Below are 20,629 nucleotides of genomic sequence, written 5' to 3' on the forward strand. Positions count from 1 at the left end.
CACCGGCATTTGGTCCCATGATCTCCCAAAAAAGAGAATGATTAAAGTAACCGCCACCATTATTCCGAACGGCCTTGTTATTCATATCCAAGCCAGTCAGGATCTCAACAATTCCTTTGGAAGCAAGAGGAGTACCTTCAATAGCAGCATTTAATTTAGTGGTATAGCCGTTGTGATGTTTTGTATAATGTATTTCCATGGTCCTCGCATCGATATAAGGTTCTAAAGCATCGTATGCATAGGGTAATTTTGGTAGTTCAAAAGCCATTTTTGTTTGTGTTAATTGTTAATACTTGTGTTCTTCAAAAGTAAGGTTTTTAACAATTATATTCCTATAATTATATGTTAAGAACTCTGCTAGTTTCCTTATTTTGCAGGTAAAATAAATTCTTCTGGATCCATACGTGATTTACGATGCCTCTGCCGGATCAGGTAAGACCTTTACCCTGGTAAAGGAATACCTGAAGTTACTACTTGCCGTTGAGGGAGGTCAGAATTTCCGAAAAATATTGGCCATCACCTTTACAAACAAGGCGGTTAATGAAATGAAACAACGTATTTTAGAATGCCTTCACAACTTTTCCATTCCTTCGGAAGACAATGATCAGAATGAACTTTTTCTTCAATTGGTGCAGGAACTACAACTCTCTCCTGAGATCTTGCACAAAAGAGCAAGCCGAACACTTAAGGAGATCTTGCACAATTACGCGTTCTTTGATATCTCCACCATAGATAAGTTCAATCATCGACTTATCAAAACCTTTGCAAAAGATCTGAAGATCCCTCAGAACTTTGAAGTGGTTCTAGATACTGAGCTTCTATTGGCAGAAGGGGTAGATCGGTTAATAGGAAATGCAAAGGTCGATGATCAAATAACAGACATCCTGATCGCATTTGCACTGGAAAAGATAGATGAAAGTAAAAGTTGGAATATTGGGTACGACCTGGGAAAAGTTGGTACCATGCTATTTAATGAAAATCACTCGATTTTTCTGGAAGATCTTAAAAGTAAAGACCTCAAATCCTTTTTAGCCCTGCAATCTCTACTACTCAAGACTATCGCCTTACTTAAAAAAGAATTGGCGGCAGTTGCGCAAAACGTACTCCAACTCATAGAAGAAGCCCTTTTGGAGCAATCCGATTTTAAAGCTGGATATTTCCCTAAGTTTATGAACCAAGTGTGTGAAGATCCCTCTTCCCTTGATTTCACTGCAAAATGGAAACAACAATTTGGTAGTGAACCACTCTATAATAAATCGACTCCTGAGGAAAAAAAAGCAGACATTGACGCCCTAATGCCCCAGTTCACAGATTTATTTATGACTGTCAAACAGCGGTATGGTCGACTTACATTTTTAAAAAATATTTACCAGAACATTGTTCCTTTAACCCTTCTCAATGCCTTACAAAAAGAAATTAATTCCCTCCTGGAGGAAAGGGATCATTTACCCATATCTGCCTTTAATACTCTTATCTCTGAACATATAAAGGATCAGCCGGCCCCTTTTATATATGAGCGGCTGGGCGAAAAATACAAGCATTATTTTATTGATGAATTTCAGGATACCTCACTTATGCAATGGTCCAATTTAGTTCCCCTAATCTCACATGCCCTTCAAAGTGAGGATCTCCAGGGGAATAGAGGGAGTCTTTTTCTGGTGGGTGACGCAAAGCAGGCCATTTATAGATGGCGCGGTGGGAGGTCTGAGCAATTCTTAAATCTTATACATAATAATGAAAGTCTTTTTGGGATGGCTCCAAAGACTGCCACCTTGGGTACTAATTATAGAAGCTATGAAGAGATCGTCAGCTTTAATAATGCATTTTTCACTTCAACAGTGCCTCATTTAAATAATGAACTATACCAGGATCTGTTTGTCAAAGGCAATCAACAACTACACACAAACCAAAAAGGAGGCTTGGTAAGTATTCGTTTTTTAGAGGATTCCGAGAATGATAAAGATCTTTCTTATTGTGAGGAGGTACTGCGCATCATTGTTGAACTGAGAAATAAAGAAGTCCCCTTTCGGGATATTTGTGTGTTGTTCCGAACAAAAAAACAGGGGGTCAAAGTAGCCGAACATCTTTTGGGTAACAAAATTCCTGTCATCTCTTCAGAATCTTTGTTGTTACAAAACAATGCCTCGGTCAATTTTCTTATAAACCTGCTTAAAATTTCAAATTTCCCGTCAGATCTCAACATTCAATATGAGATTCTGTCTTTTTTATGTCCAGCCAAAAACAAACACAGTTTCATATCTCAAAATCTGGAGAAGCTACCGGCACTTTTCACGTCAGACTACAATTTTGACCTTTCTGTTTTCAACAAGCGATCTGTATATGATGCGCTGGAGTACGCCATTCAGCGTTTTAAGCTTTGTGATGATTCAAATGCCTATATCAGTTGCTTCCTTGACGAAGTGTTGGATGTAGAACAAACCTCAGACACTAGCATTGCAACTTTCCTTAGTCAATGGGATAAGAAAAAAAGTTCTTTGAGCATTCCGGCACCCGAAAATGTCAATGCAGTACAACTTATGACCATTCATAAGGCAAAAGGACTCGAATTCCCCATGGTAATTTTTCCCTTTGCCAATACCCATATATATCAGGATAGAGATCCCAAGATCTGGATCCCTACCGAAGATGATACCCTTGAAGGGTTCGAGAATATTCTGGTAAGCAAGAAAAAGGAGATGATCATGTATCATGAGCAGGCCCGGGTTCTATATGAGGAAGAACAACAAAAAATGGAATTAGACGCCTTCAACCTTTTATATGTGGCGCTTACCAGAAGTATTCAAGCACTATTTATTGTTTCTGAGATGGATCTATCCGCCAAAGGAGAGCATAAGCCCGCCTATTTCTCCGGTCTATTCATTCATTTCTTAAAGGAGCAACATCGATGGGACCCAAATACCTTTCGATACGACTTTGGTGAACTGATATATCAAAATGAAAACAAATCAATAGAGATGCCTCATATTAGTATGCCCTTCATCTATACTAATAAATTTGAAAGCGGTCTTACTATAAGTACTCGTGCCGGTGAATTATGGGGTTCCTCAAGAGAATTGGCCATTTCTCAGGGAACCTTGTTGCATTATGGCATGAGTCTGATCATGAATCCTGAAGATGTGGCCCCTACCGTTTCTCTTCTTATAGATACCGGGGCCATCTCGGCAAATGAACAAGACAGTTATTTAGAGCGATTTAACAATATCGCTACTCACCCAGACCTGGCGCCTTATTTTAAAGCCGGACTTAATATTAAGAATGAGCAAGCTTTAATTACAGAAAATGGGGTAATTTTGAGGCCAGACAGGATGGTGTTTGAAGAAATGGAAGTTACCATAATTGATTACAAGACCGGAAAGGAATACTCATCCCACAATGAACAAATAGATACCTATGGCCAGACAATGGAATCCATGGGATACAAAGTGAGGGACAAAATCCTGGTCTATATAGATGAAGAAATAAAACCCCTATTCATATAATTATGTACAGTAGTATAAAGAAATACCTTGAAGATGAACTTATAGCCATTGAAGAAGCCGGCCTTTATAAAAAAGAAAGGATCATTACATCTCCTCAGGATGCCGTGATCAAAATTTCCACAGGACAGGAAGTAATAAATTTTTGTTCTAACAATTATTTAGGCTTATCCTCTCATCCGGAGGTTATCAAAGCAGCCAAGGACGCATTGGATTCCCACGGTTTTGGTATGTCATCAGTTCGTTTTATTTGTGGTACCCAGGACATACATAAAGAACTGGAGGCAAAGATCGCTTCATATTACGGAACTGAGGATACCATCCTCTATGCCGCAGCCTTTGACGCCAATGGCGGTGTGTTTGAGCCTCTATTGTCTGCAGAGGATGCCATTATATCCGATTCACTTAACCACGCTTCCATCATTGACGGTGTTCGTTTGTGCAAAGCAAAGAGATACCGCTATGCCAATAGTGATATGGAGGATCTGGAAAATCAGTTGAAACAAGCAGTGGCAGATAAAGCCCGTTTTAAGATCATTGTGACAGATGGTGTCTTCTCAATGGATGGACTATTGGCACCTCTGGATAAGATATGTGATCTGGCCGATACCTATGACGCTATGGTTATGATAGATGAATGCCATGCTGCAGGGTTTATTGGACCAACCGGTAGAGGTACTCTGGAGGAAAAAGGGGTTATGAACAGAGTAGATATCATTACAGGAACTCTAGGTAAAGCCTTAGGCGGAGCTATGGGTGGGTATACTACAGGCAATAAAGAGGTCATTGCCATGTTGAGGCAACGCTCCAGACCCTATTTGTTCTCCAATTCACTCGCGCCTGCTATTGTAGGTGCTTCTATAAAGGTATTCGAGATGTTAGAAGGGAGTACGGAGCTAAGAGACCGCCTGGAAAACAATACACGTTACTTTAAAAAAGGCATGATAGAAGCTGGGTTTGATATTATTGACGGTGATTCCGCAATTGTACCTGTTATGCTATACGATGCAAAATTATCACAACAAATGGCAGATATGTTACTAAAGGAAGGAATCTATGTAATTGGCTTCTTTTATCCTGTAGTCCCTAAAGGAAAGGCCAGAATACGCGTACAATTATCAGCTGCGCATAAAAAAGAACATTTGGATAAAGCCATCTCAGCCTTTATAGCCGTTGGAAAGGAATTGAAAATTGTATAATTCCTTAGATCTATATATTTCAATAGGTTAAAAAAAAAAGAAATTGATTTTGTTAATAATTCTTAACAACTTACATTTGCAGCTAATAAACACTTAAACTTAAAATTTTGAACATGAAACAGCTTAGCAGATTATTGGTTGTTGGCCTACTTTTAATTGGTTTTAACAACATTCAAGCGCAGGATGAAAATAATCCGTGGCAAGTTAGCTTTGGTGTAAACGCAATAGATGTTTATCCTACTAATGACCAAGACGCAGCTTACCCAACAGGTACTTTATTCAGTGAGTACTTTAATGCAAATGATCACTGGAATATTTTGCCTTCTATTTCTTACGTATCTGTGTCCAAGTATGTTGGTGACGGTTTCTCTGTAGGAGCTAGAGGTAGTTTGAACCGTATCTCTAAATTAGGAGATGTTAGAGTAGACGATTTATCTCATTATGCAATAGATGGTACTATTAAATATAACATCTTAAAGGACAAAAAAATAATCCCATTCGTAGAAATCGGTGGTGGTTATACTTGGGTTGATGAAATTGGAGCTGGAACTGCTAATGCCGGTATTGGTGCTAGCTACTGGTTCAATGACAATATTGGCTTTAGTGTTCAGACGTCTTACAAGCACGCTTTTGAAGACTATGGTGTAAAACACTTCCAGCATTTAGCCGGAATTTCTATCCAGTTCGGTGGAACTGATACAGATGGAGATGGAATCTATGACAAAGACGATGCTTGTCCTGAGGTTGCTGGTTTAGCTGCTTTCAACGGATGTCCTGATTCTGACGGAGATGGTATCGAAGATGGAAAAGACAGCTGTCCTAACGAAGCTGGTTCTAAAGAACTAAACGGATGCCCTGATGCTGACGGAGATGGTATCGCTGATAAAGATGATGCTTGTCCTAACGAAGCTGGCTTAGCTGCTTTAGCAGGTTGTCCAGATGCTGACGGTGACGGTGTTGCTGATAAAGATGATGCTTGTCCTAACGAAGCTGGTCCTGCTGAAAACAAAGGATGCCCATGGCCTGATACAGACGGAGACGGTGTACTTGACAAAGATGATCAGTGCCCAGACGTTGCTGGAACTGTAGCTAACAAAGGTTGTCCTGAAGTTACTGAAGAAGTTCAAAAACAATTGAACGATTACGCCAGAACTATCTTGTTCGACACAGGTAGAGCTTCTCTTAAAACTGAATCAGTATCTGTATTCGTAGACATCATTAAGATCTTAAACGAATATCCTAATGCTAAGTTTACCGTTGAAGGTCACACTGATAGCGTAGGTAGCGAGAAATTGAACCAATCTCTTTCTGAGAAAAGAGCCAACTCTGTTAGAGACTTCTTAGTGCAAGAAGGAATTGGAGCAGATAGATTAACAGCTATTGGATACGGCGAAGCCAAGCCAATCGCTTCTAATGCAAACAGAGCAGGTAGAAAACAAAACAGACGTGTTGAGATCAACCTAGTGAAATAAATAATAAAACGTTTATAACGTTTAAAAAGCTCCGCAAATGCGGAGCTTTTTTTATTTTTAACAATGCAAAGTTTTCTTCAAGAGGTTGTCGCCGATATTATCCATAATAATCAAGTCAGTGATGATCTTGTCCTGGTGGTGCCAAGTAAACGCGCCGGCATTTTCCTTCTGCAGCAATTCTCCAAAACAACCAAAAAATCTTCTTTTGCCCCCACCATAGTAACTATTGAAGAATTTGTAAAGCAACTTTCCGGCCTTCGCTATGCTTCCGGCACACAATTATTCTTTGAATTATACAGTGTATATCAATCCCTACATAAAGAACAGGCAGAAAGTTTCTATAGCTTCTCCAAATGGGGAAATACGCTGCTTCAGGACTTCAATGAAATAGACCGATATCTTGTCCCACCTCATGAGATATTTTCCTACCTGAGTGCCATTCAGGAAACCAATCATTGGTATTTACAACCAAACAAAACGCCAATGATTGAAGCCTATATCCGTTTTTGGAAATCACTAGAGCCACTGTACAATGAATTTAAAGATCATTTGATGCATCTTGGCGTAGGATATCAGGGTATGGTATATAGAAAAGCGCAGGAAAATATACATGAATATGTAAAGACCATAGAGGAAGGCACACATTTTTTTATAGGTTTCAATGCATTAAATGCTGCTGAATCTTCAATCATACAAACGCTGCTATCCGAGAAAAAAGCGGAGGTTTTCTGGGATATTGATCCTTGTTTTCTTCAAGATCATATTCATGATGCCGGGGTTTTTATTCGATCGTATTTGAAAAATTGGCCCTATTATGTTTCCAATACACCAAAAGGCCCAAAACCAACGTATAACTCAAAAAAGGACATAAAAATAGTAGGGGTGCCTAAAAATGTTTCTCAGGCGAAGTATATAGGCAATTTAATAAGGGAACTGAATGACAAAGACCAGACTTCGTTGAACACCACTGCCATTATCCTTGGAAACGAAAATCTTCTTAACCCCGTGCTTAATTCTATGCCGGGAAACATTTCCAACATCAATGTTACCATGGGCTACCCGGTGGCCAGCACACCTGCTGCAAGCCTGTTTAATGAATTTATTTCCCTGTATGTCACAAAACAGGATAAAGGTTGGTATTACAATGACCTCCTCTCCTTTATTTCACACCCGTACATACAATCTCTCTTTAAGACACCACTGAAAACAACCTCAGAACTTACTAAGGTAATCAAAGAGAAAAATTGGATCTATATTCAACCCCAGCGCCTGCCACAACTGATCTCTACAGATAAAGACGTTATGGCACTTTTGTTTTCCGAGAATTTTACTTCTCCTATGAAACTTCTCATTGCCTGCGACGAGGTACTTCTTTCATTAAGAGAGCACTTTACCATGGAGACAGATGCTATTACCCTGGAATATCTGGTTCAACTTCATGTGGTCTTCAATGAAATGAAGGAGTACATGAATAAATACGACTTTATAAGCGATCTAAAGTCCTTTCAAAGCCTTTACAAAGAGTTGCTCGCCAAGGAAACACTCGACTTTTACGGTGAACCTCTAGAAGGCATTCAGATAATGGGCATGCTCGAAAGTAGGAATCTCGACTTTGAAACCGTGGTTATAACCTCGGTCAATGAAGGTGTTCTCCCTTCAGGTAAGACCAATTCGTCATTTATTCCTTTCGATCTTAAAAAAGAATTCAAACTCCCTACCTATAAAGAGAAAGATGCAGTGTATACCTACCATTTTTACAGACTCCTGCAACGGGCTAAAAACGTCTATTTACTCTATAATACAGAGGCAGATGTGCTGGAAGGTGGCGAAAAGAGCCGATTTATTACCCAATTGCTTACGGAAGATAAAGGGGAAAGAAAAATTACACATTTAGTAGCCTCCCCTGCAATGGAGCTTCCAATACGTGAAAATGAGACTATAGAAAAAGAACCCTCTATTCTAACCGCCCTAAAAGAAAGGGCTCATAAAGGTTTTTCTCCATCTTCTCTTTCGCAATATATTCGAAATCCCATCGATTTTTATAAAAAATATGTGCTTGGCATTAAAGAAACTATAGATGTTGAAGAAGTCATTGCGGCCAATACCTTTGGTACCGTAATACACAGTAGCATGGAAGCACTGTATACCCCCTTTATTGGAAGCCAACTTTCTCCAGAAAAACTTAAGACTTTACTTCCCAACATTCCCCAAGTGGTTAGAGAACATTATTTAGAGCATTACCCAAATGTATCCTTAGAAAGTGGTCAAAATTTGATCGCCTATCACGTCATTCAGCGCTATATTGAAAAATTTATCACCTCAGAAATAAAAGAAAGTACACACCATACAATTGAGCTCCTGGCCCTTGAAGAACCCTTTAAAACATCCATATCTGTCCCTGGCGTGCCATTTCCGGTGTTCCTGAGAGGTACGCTAGACCGTGTAGATAAAAAGGATGGAAAGCTTCGTATTTTAGACTATAAAACCGGAAATGCCAAAGCCGCTGACGTACAAATTACTGACTGGGAGAGCCTTATTAATGACCCTGATAAAAGCAAAGCCTTCCAGCTTTTGTGTTATGCCCTCATGTATAGAGAAAAGCACCAACCAGAGACCTTTGAAGCGGCGATCATACCTTTTAGAAATCTGGAGGCCGGACTTCTTACTTTCGCCGTAAAAGAGTCTGGCAGCAGATCCTCAAAGGACACTGCCATCTCAGCAGAGACACTGGATCTATTTAAGGAACAACTTCTACAACTTATTGAGACAATTTGCGATCAAAAGGAATCATTTGTTGCAAAGGAGGTCTAGTCTTATTTCTTATCGGGTCTGCTGGGTCTAACTTCTATCTTACTAGGCAGTGTTCTGGGATTCATACTAAGCAGATCTTCTACGAGTTTTCCAATATCTTCCGGTTGTATTTTCCAGTTATCACTTTTACTTAGCTTACGTCCACTAAAATGTGTGGCTACAGATCCCGGCATAATGGTAGATACTTTGATATCATACCCTCGAAGATCGAGCATGGCGGCCTGGGTAAAACCAACTACTCCAAATTTGGATGCATTATAGCCCGTTCCAGAAGCAAAAAAATTGGCGCCTGCCAAACTAGCAATAGTTATGTAGTATCCTTTCGCCTTTTTCAGGGGATCAAGTGCCGCCTTAAGAGTGAAAAAGGCCCCGCTTAAATTGGTGTCTATCATCTTACGCCAATCTTCAATACTCAGCGTATCTACCGAATTAAAAATTCCAACCCCGGCATTCGCAATTACCACATCTAGCTGACCCCATTTATTCAGGATCTTTGCAACTGCGGAAGCTTCATCTTCCGGCCTTGTGACATCAGAGGCAAGGCCCAACACCCGTTCTTCGGAACCAAGATCCCTGGCTGCCATTTCAGCGACCTTCAAATTTCTTCCACTGATAGCCACTTTCATTCCTGCATTGACCAGCGTCTTCGCAATGGCATGCCCTATTCCTTTTGTTCCGCCGGTTATATAGGCTACTTTTCCGTCTAAGTTGTTCATTGTTTCTTTTTTTCTAAAGTAAGAATCAGTACAGTCCTTATAAAACTTATGACGTTATACTTTTCTTAAAAATAAAAGAAGCTTGCATTTTGAAACGTTGCCAAAAAGTAGTTCCTTTGAACTTCCAAAAAGGGGGATTAGCTCAGCTGGCTAGAGCGCTTGCCTGGCAGGCAAGAGGTCACCGGTTCGACTCCGGTATTCTCCACAGATCAAGCGCAATTGGAAATGCGTTAAAAATTTAGAAAGTCACCAAATTTATTTGAGTGGCTTTTGTGTTTTTAATGCCCGGGACCGCAAGGACACGGCCAATTGCATTTGCAGGACTGGAGCCCATACGGAGCAACAAAGTTACTCCGGTATTCTCCACAGATTATAATAATGTCTCACAAACTTGCCATTTTTATGACGTTATGAATAAAACTGAAAAAAACGTACATTGTTATTGTTCTTATACTATAGCAGAAGTCATTTAAGGTTTTCCAAGGGTTTGGTGAACAATGACAAATTTATATACCAATATGTACAACCCAACCAATAAAACATTCGCGCGAATTTAATTTTCAACACCAACCAAAACTATGGACACCTCAGAAGATTTCAAACAATTTGCAGCCCTAGACGAAGAATATTTACCGGTTGCCAAACACAAATTACACGATTGGACCCATTTTGCGGGACTCTACGCTGCCGAGCATGTAGCGGCTACGGAGTTTGTCATCGGGGCGACCTTTGTTGCCTTAGGAGCTAAGACCATGGATATCATTTTAGGGCTACTGATCGGCAATATCCTTGCCGTATTGAGCTGGCGCTTTATCACCTCCCCAATTGCAGTTGAAACACGATTGAGCCTCTATACCTATCTGAATAAAATTGCAGGCGACTCGATGACCAAGTTGTACAACTGGGCCAACGTCATCATCTTTTCGGTTATTTCCGCGGCGATGATAACGGTCTCTTCGACGGCGGTTCGTTTTGCCTTTGATATTCCCGCGCAACTTAATTGGTACCCTAGCAATCTCTGGTTTATTTTGATCGTATTGGCGGTAGGCATCTTTGTGGTTTCCATTGCCCTCTATGGATTCAATGCCGTTTCTGAATTTTCAGGCCTCTGTGCTCCCTGGTTGTTTGTAATGTTTACAAGTGGCGCTATGGTGCTGCTCCCCGCTTTGTCCTTGGATGTTCTGGATAAAACCTTACCGGCAGCATGGACCGATATTATGACCCTCGGTGACCAGCGTATCTGGACAGGCATCAACAGCGATGGCGAACCCGGAATCGGCTTGGTCGAAGTCATCGGCTTCGGTTGGGCCGCCAATACCATCACCCATTTCGGGTTGGTTGATATGGCCCTCTTGCGTTTTGCCAAAAAGAAGAACTACGCATACGCTTCCAGTACCGGTATGATGTTCGGTCACTATGTTGCATGGATCGCTGCCGGAATCATGGGCGCCGGTGCGGCTGTCATTTTAGGAAAGTCCATCGTAGAACTCGATCCGGGCGATGTGGCCTATTACGCCCTCGGTTGGTCGGGATTTGTGATTGTGATCGTTGCAGGTTGGACGACCGCGATTACCAATCTGTACAGATCAGGTTTGGCCGCGCAAGCGATTTTCTTCAACCATTCCCGAAAGCTAACGACGATTGTCGTAGGCGTGGTCACCGTTGTCATCGCCTGTTTCCCCTTTGTGTTTTCACAGATACTGCCGTTACTGACCTATGCCGGGCTGTTGGTCGTTCCTGTGGGGGCGATCGTATTTGCAGAACATCAGATTTTCCCTAGAATTGGTTATACGCGCTACTGGTCTTCGTACCGCAAGCTAACCTTTAGTATGCCCGCCGTCGCCTCTTGGGGCTTGGGCTTGGCCTTCGGTTTCGGACTGAATGCCTTGGATGTGATCTCCTTCTTTTACCTGTTTATCCCCACTTGGTTTTTTACCATCGTGGTGTACACCTTACTCGCTTCCCGGTATGGGGCGAAGCAAAAGTATCCTGAGGAAGCAAAAGAAGAGGAACTACGAAATGAAAACATCGAACGTTTTCAAGAACAGCAAGCAAAGGAGGAGCCTGTTATTTCAAAGGATGTTTCTTTGTTCTCCAAAGGATTAAAATTCGTAGCGATTTCGGCTTTGGTCGCCACCTTGGTCATGGCTTGTAATGTTTTATTTGGAAGTGCTGCGGAGGCCAATTATATCGAAAATCGGGAACTCTTTTACACCTACGCTTTCATTTGTACCATCATTTATTTCGTGTTGGCCTATTGGGCTTTGAAACGCGGAAAAACAAATACCACAGCATAAACATGGAAATTCCAATACAACTCAATCAAGCTAATCTCCAAGAAGTGGGAAGCCGTATGCCCGTGCCGAAATATAAACGTGCTGCAGATACATCGGGAATCGTTCATATCGGTGTAGGGGGCTTTCACCGCGCCCATCTGGCTTACTATTTGCACCAATTAAAAAATAACAACGCGGCTCCCACGTGGGGAATCTGTGGAATCGGTTTACGGGAGGCGGATACCAAACTGCAAAACATTTTCAAAACCCAAGACCACCTGTATACGCTAATGGTAAAACGCCCAGACGGAAAAATTGAACCTGAAGTCATTGGGTCGATAGTCGATTTTAAAATGGGCATCACGGACCCCGAACCTGTAATTGCCCAAATGGCAGCTGCCGAAACTAAAATTGTATCGTTGACGATTACCGAAGGAGGGTACAATTTCAATCCCAATACTGGGGAATTCAATTTTGATAACCCTGACATTCAACACGAGCTACAAAACCCTGATGACCCGAAAACCGTTTATGGTTTTTTAACCGCAGCCTTAAAAAGACGTCGCGATGCGCGGTTACCAGCCTTTACCGTGCTGTCTTGTGATAATATCGAACATAATGGCGATATGGTGCGAAAGATGCTACTCGCCTTCGCCGAAGCGCAAGACCAGGACTTAGCCAAATGGATAGCACAGGAGGTCTCCTTCCCCAATAGCATGGTGGACCGTATTACGCCGGTAACCACCCCAGCGGATATCGAAACCCTGGCGCTAAACTATGGCGTAGCTGATGCTTGGCCCGTTACCTGCGAACCCTTTATACAATGGGTGGTAGAAGATAAATTCTCTAACGGAAGACCTGCCTTTGAAAAAGTAGGTGTACAATTCGTACCCGATGTCGGCCCTTATGAAAAAATGAAACTGCGATTGCTCAATGCAGGACATTCGGTCTTAGGTCTTTTAGGAGCCCTTCACGGTCACCCCACTATCAATGCCTGCATAGAAGACGAAGTCTTTAAAACTTATTTTCGTGCCTTTCTAGACCAAGAAGCGACTCCCATTTTAGGTGACATTAGAGGCATTAATTTGGAGGACTACAAAGACAGTCTGCTAGAACGTTTTGCAAACCCCAATATCAAGGACAGCGTTAGCCGTATTTGTGCGGAAAGTTCTGCCAAATTGCCCAAATTTTTGATTGCGACGATCCACGAGAATTTAGCCACTGGCGGTAGCATCAAATTCGCGACTTTAGTTATAGCAGCTTGGTGCTATTACAGTGACAAACAAGTAGACCAAAACGGACAACCCATAGAAACTATTGATGCTATGCAAGACGAACTACATCAAGCGGCCGAACAAACCACAACGGACCCATTAGCCTTTATAAGACAAGAATCTCTTTTTGGTAATCTTATTAAAAATGAGCGGTTTACAACATTTTATGCGGAGGTGGTTCACAAAATTTATAAGGATACTAATATCAAAAAGTATATGAGGGAAATGATATCGATATAGTAAGTTGTACTTTTTGAAATTGATAGTTTAAGCTATAATTTAAATGTAAGGGTAAGAAAACAAACAAGACAGAATCCATGGAATACGCTCTGGTTCGCGGCGAAATACAATCGGGTCACGGTGTTGCATCTGGAAAAGGCAAGGATGAGCGATATCCGGAGGGAACCTTAAAACAACAATTTGGGCATTTTCTAGAACGAGGTCTTGATTTGAGCGACTATTTTATGGGTACTATCAATGTAGATATTTCACCTTGCTCATATGAAATAAAGAAGCCAAAACATTTTTTCAAGAACATCGATTGGTCGGAACATATTCCTCCAGAGAATTTTTATTTTTTTGATGTAACCCTCCATTATAAGGATAAAGTCTATGAAGGATTGGTTTATATGCCCGATCCCGAAACCAAAGAAGATCATATGCAAAAGCCCAATATTCTCGAATTGATCCTTCCAAAAATAGAGGGCTTGGAATATGGTATCACAGTAGATATAGCACTTAAAAAAGACCAAATTGATATCATCGCCAAATAACTAATGAGAAACAGAACAGCATAAAATATATCATTTTCCTAGACCAAGGCACAACTGATTCCAGAGCACTTCTCTTCAACGGAAAAGGAATGCTCGGAGAAAGCCACGAAAATTATACAACCACTGGGATTTTAAGTCAAAAAATCAGCGAGGAAAGGTCAATTCATTTTAAAAGCGGTAAGGTGCCGGCACTTAGGTTTGCTTTCTAAAACCAAACAATGGCATAACTACCATTGACATTTTGTTTAGTTCTTGTTAATGTGCAAGATTTAGTGTACTCTTCAGAGGAACACTACCTTCTTATTGCCCCCGAAGTATCCCCTTCCATTAAGCTTTGTACGTTTTCCAGGGACACCATATTTACATCACCCGGAACCGTATGTTTTAGGGCACAGGCGGCGGAGGCAAAATCCAAGGCCTGTTGATCATCATAATGTAGCAGCCCATATATGAGGCCTGCAGCAAAGGCATCCCCGGTACCAACACGGTCTATAATGTGGGTAATGTTCAGCATGTCGCTTTTCATGTACGCTTGCCCGTTCCACAGTTTGCCCTGGATCTGGTTGTGGGAAGCACTTAGGGTTCTTCGTGTCTTTTTGACCACTTTCTTGATATTGGGAAATAGGTTGATTAGCGCTATGGCCAAATCCTGAAAATTATCTTGTGATTGACCTATCCCGAACATTTCACGAATACCACGACTACTGGTAATCACGACGTCGCAATGTTCCACCAGGGTGGGGATAACCTCTTGCATGGTTTTCCCATATTTCCACATGTTGCTTCTAGAATTAATGTCCCCTGAAACAGTAATTCCCAATTTGTTCGCCGCCCTTAAGGCCTCCAAACAAGACAAATAAGCACCTTCCGAAATGGCCGGGGTAATCCCTGTCCAATGAAACCAATCGGCGTCTTTGAGCACATCTTCCCAATTTACCATGGATGGTTCTATCAAGGAAAAAGAGGACCCTTCCCTTTCGTAAATTACCTCACTGGGCCTGTGTACGGCACCTTTTTCCAGAAAATACTTGCCTAACATGTTATCACCATAAATAACATGTTCGGTGCTTAGCCAATGCTTTCGTAAAAATTGCGTGGCCGCTTTTCCAAGGGCATTATCTGGAAAGCGGGTCACGTGGGCGGCCTTCATGCCCAAATAGGCGCATGAAATGGCTACATTTGCCTCGCCACCGCCATATACAAGTTCGAAGTAAGACGCCTGAGAAAATTTCTCATAGCCAGGCGGTGACAAACGCATCATTACTTCACCAAATGTTATCACTTTTTTAGGCATAATTCCTAATACATTAACTTGAGTGGTAGGTTTTCTTCTACTATCAACTTCCCTGAATTTTCGATAACATTATCAGAATGTGTATTGTTCTTGGCACCCCAAAGCCGCGCCAGTAGTTTCACCTTATTGTCAATAAATTTGTTGCCAGATAGAGCAACATTGATGATGCCGTAGGTATTGAGTAGAATCCCGTTTACTTCTTGAGCCCCACATTTTGTAAAGGTGCTGTTGCTCACTACCAAATTCCCTCCAACCGTAGATTCATCGTAACCTCCCCTGTAGTAGTCGATTACATTTTTACCGATATTTTCAAAACGGCAGTCGGTAATAAAAATGTTCTCTGCACTATATTCGCCCCGGTCATCATCTTCCCCGGAGAGTTCAAGGCCATTGTTACAATTTTTTAGTATCGTAGACTTTAACTTGATGTATTCTGAAAATGAGTATTTATACCCTTTAAGCACAAAGTCAAAATTTGCTATTTCTGAATTCCTGATGTCCAAATTGTATAGACTGGACATGTTTTCCTTTAGGGGGGCGAATGCATAATTATCTCCATTTCCTTCAAGTGCTACGGATATCAAAGTAAGTTCGCCCTTGGGATTCATTTCAAAGACAGGGGTTTGTGATGGGCCGGTATACTGAATGGTAGTCTTCTTCTTGGTATCAGCGGATTTTATGGTTAGTTTCTTATCAATTTTCAATGCCGATTTTAGCTCATATCGGTTGGCTGTCAAAAGAATAGTGTCGCCACTAACTGCCTCTTGTACCGCTGTTTGTAATTCGGCAGTGGAGCCTGCGGAGTGGTTTTGAGCACTGTTCTCTGCAGCTGGTTTTAGGGGGTACCAATTTGGTCCGTATTGGGACAAGTCCATAAGGTTTGGTTTCACGTCCGGTTCTCTGGTGATAGCGCCAAAAGCATTATTGTTTGCCCGTGAATTGCCGAACAGATCTTCCGAAATCAAATCAAATTCGAAACCATCATAAAGTTCAAATTCCGTCAGATCATTAGTTGGAATAAAAATGTTTTCCTCCAGTTCTGATAGTGAAAAATTGTCTTGCTTAAGTGCAGAATTATGCTTGAATGAGAGGCCATGATTGTTTATAAAATTGCTTTTAAAAGTGATTCCATCCAATGAATCGTGGGCAACAATCGGCTGTTCATCCCCCTTTTCATTATAGATGAGGTTATTTGCCACAATCGTACGTATCGGTCTTTCCGACCTGATCTCGGAAGCGGGTAGTACATCTTTTTGATCAACATTGGAACCTACCCCAAATTGCAAAGGTGAAGTACAATTCACCCAGGAGTTGTAGGCCACAACAACATCAGTAACTTGTATGTACCGATTCAATGGCGATTTTGGAATTCCGTTCATTACGGCAAGAGGACTTCGGAAAACCTTTCCCTTTAAATTGTAGAAATAATTGTTCGTTACCCAATGTCCGGTTCCAATTAAACGTACTCCCCCGATCTGTTCAGAAGCCGTATCCCCAATAAAATAATTGCCGTCTATGATACAATAGTTTCCGTGTCTTGTTACCAATGAGCCTTCACTCTTGTAAAAGACATTGTTCCTGAACTCATTAAAGTTCGATTTACTTGAGATCACTTCTACTTCCCCATTGCATCGATCAAAAAAATTATTTGCCACCAGGGTATAACTGGGCGCCATGGAAGTAAAACTATTACCAAGCTGTATGGTCTCAGCGCTAGGTCCGCCTTTGGGAGGTCTTGGTCCAAAATAATTATTAGTGATTCTATGGTAATTCTTTATGCTTTTATTTCCTGCCAGATCAACCCTGATGGTAGGCCCTCTATTCGATTTTCCGGCGATGTAACAATGCTCTAATGCGTTATGGCGGCCCTTGAACTGCACCCAAAGATCCGTATGGTTTCTTTGGGGTTTATTATAATCCAGAATAGCGCAGTTAATGATACTTGAATGGTTGGCAACCGTATCTTGGTTGATCGCAAACTGGATGACGGCCCCGGAAGGAGACGACCCATCAGCGAAGTACAAACCGTTGACTACCAAGTATTCCCCACCAAGTTTTAAATCAGATTTTCCCCTGATCACTACATCGCCAGCAGTTTCTGCTTTTAATGTGATGGGCTGTTTCTCGGTTCCATATCCTACAAATCGAATCTGGACATCGTTCCAGTCCCCATTGGCCATGACTATTTCATCCCCCGGAGACGCATTGGATATAGCGGCATTCAATTCTGCGATATCTTTTACATAGTTACCCTTAGGATCAGAATATTCACCACAAGAAAATAGTAACAGGAGCGCACTTATAACTAAAAAGCTTTTTTGCATCATTTCGGTTTTTAAAATACTTTATAAGAATGTCAAATAGTAGAAATCTATACTTAAAAGGTTACCAAGGGTAGAATGTATGCCATTTATTTAAATTGGTTAACCAGTTTGGTTTACCAAAAATACATATATTTGTAGCACTTGCAAATTTTTAACATAAAAACAGTTGCATCAACAATTATTTAAAGCAATACAAATGCCAATGGCAACAAAATGCCAGAATCTGGTATACGTCTTAATTCTAATTTGTTTTACTTCTATTCCAAACCTCAATGCGCAAGATCTGGATAGAATTGCCATAGAAAACACGTATCCGTGGTGTATTGTGGCTTATGATTCTTTGGAGCGCTCTCCTAAAGAAAGAATTGCATTGATCAAAGAAATAGGGTTTAACAAGTACGCTTATGATTGGAGAGACGAACATCTGGACGATACCCATACAGAGCTTAAGCTGGCAACTGAGCATAATATAGAAATAGTGTCGGTGTGGCTTTGGCTCAATGCAAAAAGGGATTCTCTTAATTCGCTCAGCCCAGCAAACCGGCGCATTATGAGTATTGTAGAAAGCCTTAATCTCAAAACAACTTTTTGGGTAAGTTTCAGTGGAAATTTCTTTGAAAACCTGAGCCAGAGTGCATCTGTTGATAAAGCGACTGAACTGGTCAACTTTATAGCAACAAAGGCAAACAGCATTGGCTGTCAGGTTGCTCTTTACAATCATAGTGGGTGGTTTGGTGATCCTATGAACCAACTTGAGATCATTCGTGCGCTACCCGACCATGATTTGGGGTTGGTGTATAATTTTCATCATGCCCATCAATCCATTGATGATTTTCCTTCAATTACAAAGGCGATAGCACCTTATCTGGTTGCTGTGAACCTCAATGGTATGCAACGTAATAACAAAAAGATTCTTACTCTTGGGAAAGGGGAACACGAAAAAAGAATGATTTTCGAACTACAAAAACAAGGATTCAATGGCCCATGGGGTATTCTTGGCCATGTAGCCGAAAGTGATGTGGAAAAAATTCTGCGCGCAAATCTGGAAGGATTAATGCTATTGCAAAAATGATAACATCGGTTAAAACCGTCACATAATCTCAAAACATAGTAAAAACCATGAACAAAAAAATACAACACCGTAGAGATTTCATCAAAAAAACAACGCTCGCCGGATCAGCCTTGTTGTTGCCAACGGTGGGTCTGCCTGTAACATTTGAAACATCTACCGAGAAACTTGGAGGTGACTTGCAAGTGTTCCTGTTCTCAAAACACCTGCAATTTCTTAATTATAACGATATGTCTGAAGCTACGGCCGAATTAGGTTTTGATGGCCTCGATCTAACCGTAAGACCCAAGGGGCATGTTGAACCAGAACACGTAACTGATGATTTACCAAAGGCGGTTGCCGCAATGAAGAAATACGGTATTAATCCTGGAATGATGACGACCAACGTTTGGGAAGTGAAGAACGTTGAAAATAAAACGGTTTTAGAAATAGCAAGTAAGCTGGGGTTTACACATTACCGTACAGGCTGGTTAAAGTATCCAGAAGATGCAACGATTGCAGAAAGTCAGGCTATTTACGGACAGCAGGCTGCAGAATTAGAAGTGCTGAATAAAAATTTAGGGTTAATTGGTTGCTATCAAAACCACGCAGGTAATCATGTAGGCGCACCCATTTGGGACCTACCACCCATTCTCTCAGCAACAAATAACGAGTATATGGGATGCCAGTATGATATAAGACATGCAGTGGTTGAAGGAGGAAGCAGCTGGGAACTGGGTTTACGGCAGATAAGGCCTTTCATAAAATCTATAGTAATTAAAGATTTTAAATGGGGAAAAGTCGATGGAAAATGGAAACCGGTTAACACGCCACTAGGAGAAGGAATGGTGGACTTTAATCGATACTTTTCGTTGCTAAAAAAGTACCAAATCAATGTTCCTGTTTCTTTACATTTGGAATATGATTTGGGTGGTGCTGAACACGGTGCTTCGAAAATCACAATAGACCGAACACAGGTTTTAAATGCCATGAAAAAAGACCTTGCATTTCTTCGAAATGCCTGGGATAAAGCGGAATAACATCATATATAAATTCAAAAATGACTTCACTATCTCAGCATACCCGGGAACAACTTAAAAAGGTAAGTACGGCAACAATAGCTACCTGTCTGTTTAAAAAAGGCTTAAAATATCAGTTTATTCAAGGGGTGAAACCATTAAAAAAGGGGCGAAGAACCATGGTTGGAGAAGCATTTACCCTGCGGTATATCCCTGCCCGTGAAGATCTGAACCCAATTGAAGTATTTAAAGATCCAAAGCACCCACAGCGGGTGGCCGTAGAGGAATGCCCGGAGGGAAGTGTGATGGTCATTGACAGCCGCAAAGATGCCAGAGCCGCTTCGGCAGGTTCCATTTTAATTACAAGACTTATGAAACGAGGCGCAGCCGGGATTGTTACAGACGGAGGTTTCCGGGATTCTGCTGAAATAGCTGCCCTTGATTTTCCTTCCTACCACAACAAACCTTCGGCCCCAACAAATCTAACGCTGCATCAGGCCATTGCCATTAACGAACCCATTGGCTGCGGGGATGTGGCTATTTTTCCGGGAGATATAATAGTAGGTGATGATGATGGAGTGATGGTTATACCGGCACACCTGGCCAAAGAAGTTGCAGACGAATGCCTTGAAATGACCGTGTTCGAGGAATTTGTGGTATACAAAGTGAACGAAGGACATCCAATTATTGGTCTGTATCCGTTAACAGATGGTCAGATAAAAAAAGAGTTTGAAGCCTGGAAGGCAAAAAGGTAGATCCAACAAGTTGATTTCATAGCCTCCAAATGCTCAATCTTCCCTTGCTTCTTCACATAGTAATGGATTAGCTCTCTTCGTTCGCTGATCCAATCAGTCCGCGGCTGCAAATAGAAAATAACACTGCACTTCTGTGCAGTGTATGTTTTTATTCTTTCCCAAAGCTCAAAC

Annotated in this window: 14 protein-coding genes and 1 tRNA gene; 11 read left to right on the plus strand and 4 right to left on the minus strand. The window is 41.3% G+C overall.

The features are described 5' to 3' along the window. The coding region (locus Q0X72_RS10965) for a superoxide dismutase (protein ID WP_367180453.1) at positions 1-268 on the minus strand (268 nt) is incomplete at its 3' end. 136 nt (positions 269-404) lie between these two features. On the opposite strand from Q0X72_RS10965, the gene Q0X72_RS10970 reads away from it, so the two are divergent. The 4 genes from Q0X72_RS10970 (at position 405) to Q0X72_RS10985 (ending at position 8,979) form a co-directional block, all read left to right on the plus strand. Beyond that, complete coding sequence (locus Q0X72_RS10970; RefSeq protein WP_297765198.1) at positions 405-3,500, plus strand: exodeoxyribonuclease V subunit beta; 3,096 nt, start codon at positions 405-407, stop codon at positions 3,498-3,500. 2 nt (positions 3,501-3,502) lie between these two features. Beyond that, positions 3,503-4,696 (plus strand): glycine C-acetyltransferase, encoded by a 1,194-nt coding sequence (kbl, locus tag Q0X72_RS10975; RefSeq protein ID WP_297765200.1) that lies wholly within the window; start codon positions 3,503-3,505, stop codon positions 4,694-4,696. Positions 4,697-4,809: 113 nt separating this feature from the next. After that, positions 4,810-6,168: an OmpA family protein gene (locus Q0X72_RS10980; protein ID WP_297765203.1), complete on the plus strand. Its 1,359-nt coding sequence runs from the start codon at positions 4,810-4,812 to the stop codon at positions 6,166-6,168. A gap of 63 nt (positions 6,169-6,231) precedes the next feature. Next, positions 6,232-8,979: a PD-(D/E)XK nuclease family protein gene (locus Q0X72_RS10985; RefSeq protein ID WP_297765205.1), complete on the plus strand. Its 2,748-nt coding sequence runs from the start codon at positions 6,232-6,234 to the stop codon at positions 8,977-8,979. A 2-nt stretch (positions 8,980-8,981) separates the two neighbouring features. On the opposite strand, the gene Q0X72_RS10990 is transcribed toward Q0X72_RS10985, so the two are convergent. Then, a complete protein-coding gene (locus Q0X72_RS10990; protein ID WP_297765208.1) occupies positions 8,982-9,695 on the minus strand; it encodes an SDR family oxidoreductase in 714 nt (237 codons plus the stop codon). Between the two features lie 131 nt (positions 9,696-9,826). Between Q0X72_RS10990 and Q0X72_RS10995 the strand changes: the two genes are divergently transcribed. From Q0X72_RS10995 to Q0X72_RS11010, 4 genes are all read left to right on the plus strand, one after another. Beyond that, positions 9,827-9,900, plus strand: a tRNA-Ala gene (locus Q0X72_RS10995). Between the two features lie 373 nt (positions 9,901-10,273). Continuing rightward, positions 10,274-11,992: a hypothetical protein gene (locus Q0X72_RS11000; RefSeq protein WP_297765211.1), complete on the plus strand. Its 1,719-nt coding sequence runs from the start codon at positions 10,274-10,276 to the stop codon at positions 11,990-11,992. A 2-nt stretch (positions 11,993-11,994) separates the two neighbouring features. After that, entirely contained in the window at positions 11,995-13,485 is a 1,491-nt protein-coding gene (locus tag Q0X72_RS11005) for a mannitol dehydrogenase family protein (RefSeq protein WP_297765213.1), read from the plus strand. Between the two features lie 77 nt (positions 13,486-13,562). Next, a complete protein-coding gene (locus tag Q0X72_RS11010) occupies positions 13,563-14,018 on the plus strand; it encodes a hypothetical protein (RefSeq protein WP_297765215.1) in 456 nt (151 codons plus the stop codon). A gap of 292 nt (positions 14,019-14,310) precedes the next feature. Here Q0X72_RS11010 and Q0X72_RS11015 read toward each other — a convergent pair whose 3' ends face one another. Beyond that, positions 14,311-15,312 (minus strand): sugar kinase, encoded by a 1,002-nt coding sequence (locus tag Q0X72_RS11015; RefSeq protein ID WP_297765217.1) that lies wholly within the window; start codon positions 15,310-15,312, stop codon positions 14,311-14,313. 5 nt (positions 15,313-15,317) lie between these two features. Continuing rightward, the gene (locus Q0X72_RS11020; RefSeq protein ID WP_297765219.1) at positions 15,318-17,639 is read right to left on the minus strand and encodes a chondroitinase-B domain-containing protein; all 2,322 of its coding nucleotides are present in this window, start codon (positions 17,637-17,639) and stop codon (positions 15,318-15,320) included. A gap of 199 nt (positions 17,640-17,838) precedes the next feature. Here Q0X72_RS11020 and Q0X72_RS11025 point away from each other — a divergent pair, with 199 nt between their 5' ends. Genes Q0X72_RS11025 through Q0X72_RS11035 form a run of 3 tightly spaced genes read left to right on the plus strand, consistent with a single transcriptional unit; the run spans position 17,839 to position 20,458 of the window. Continuing rightward, positions 17,839-18,708 carry a TIM barrel protein gene (locus Q0X72_RS11025; protein WP_297765222.1) on the plus strand — a complete coding sequence of 290 codons (870 nt, stop codon included), beginning with the start codon at positions 17,839-17,841 and terminating at the stop codon, positions 18,706-18,708. Between the two features lie 47 nt (positions 18,709-18,755). Then, complete coding sequence (locus tag Q0X72_RS11030) at positions 18,756-19,724, plus strand: TIM barrel protein (RefSeq protein ID WP_297765225.1); 969 nt, start codon at positions 18,756-18,758, stop codon at positions 19,722-19,724. A 20-nt stretch (positions 19,725-19,744) separates the two neighbouring features. Then, positions 19,745-20,458, plus strand: coding sequence for a ribonuclease activity regulator RraA (locus Q0X72_RS11035; RefSeq protein WP_297765227.1), 714 nt, complete (start codon positions 19,745-19,747; stop codon positions 20,456-20,458). Positions 20,459-20,629 lie beyond the last annotated feature (171 nt).

The organism is uncultured Muriicola sp. (assembly GCF_947258935.1).
GTDB lineage: Bacteria > Bacteroidota > Bacteroidia > Flavobacteriales > Flavobacteriaceae > Muriicola.

Bases quoted from the DNA above. Each gene is read 5' to 3' on its own strand.
- Q0X72_RS11000 (WP_297765211.1), top strand. From the start codon at position 10,274: ATGGACACCTCAGAAGATTTCAAACAATTTGCAGCCCTAGACGAAGAA.
- Q0X72_RS11015 (WP_297765217.1), bottom strand. From the start codon at position 15,312: ATGCCTAAAAAAGTGATAACATTTGGTGAAGTAATGATGCGTTTGTCA.
- Q0X72_RS11005 (WP_297765213.1), top strand. From the start codon at position 11,995: ATGGAAATTCCAATACAACTCAATCAAGCTAATCTCCAAGAAGTGGGA.
- Q0X72_RS11010 (WP_297765215.1), top strand. From the start codon at position 13,563: ATGGAATACGCTCTGGTTCGCGGCGAAATACAATCGGGTCACGGTGTT.
- kbl (WP_297765200.1), top strand. From the start codon at position 3,503: ATGTACAGTAGTATAAAGAAATACCTTGAAGATGAACTTATAGCCATT.
- Q0X72_RS11025 (WP_297765222.1), top strand. From the start codon at position 17,839: ATGGCAACAAAATGCCAGAATCTGGTATACGTCTTAATTCTAATTTGT.
- Q0X72_RS10985 (WP_297765205.1), top strand. From the start codon at position 6,232: ATGCAAAGTTTTCTTCAAGAGGTTGTCGCCGATATTATCCATAATAAT.
- Q0X72_RS11035 (WP_297765227.1), top strand. From the start codon at position 19,745: ATGACTTCACTATCTCAGCATACCCGGGAACAACTTAAAAAGGTAAGT.
- Q0X72_RS11020 (WP_297765219.1), bottom strand. From the start codon at position 17,639: ATGATGCAAAAAAGCTTTTTAGTTATAAGTGCGCTCCTGTTACTATTT.
- Q0X72_RS10980 (WP_297765203.1), top strand. From the start codon at position 4,810: ATGAAACAGCTTAGCAGATTATTGGTTGTTGGCCTACTTTTAATTGGT.
- Q0X72_RS10990 (WP_297765208.1), bottom strand. From the start codon at position 9,695: ATGAACAACTTAGACGGAAAAGTAGCCTATATAACCGGCGGAACAAAA.
- Q0X72_RS11030 (WP_297765225.1), top strand. From the start codon at position 18,756: ATGAACAAAAAAATACAACACCGTAGAGATTTCATCAAAAAAACAACG.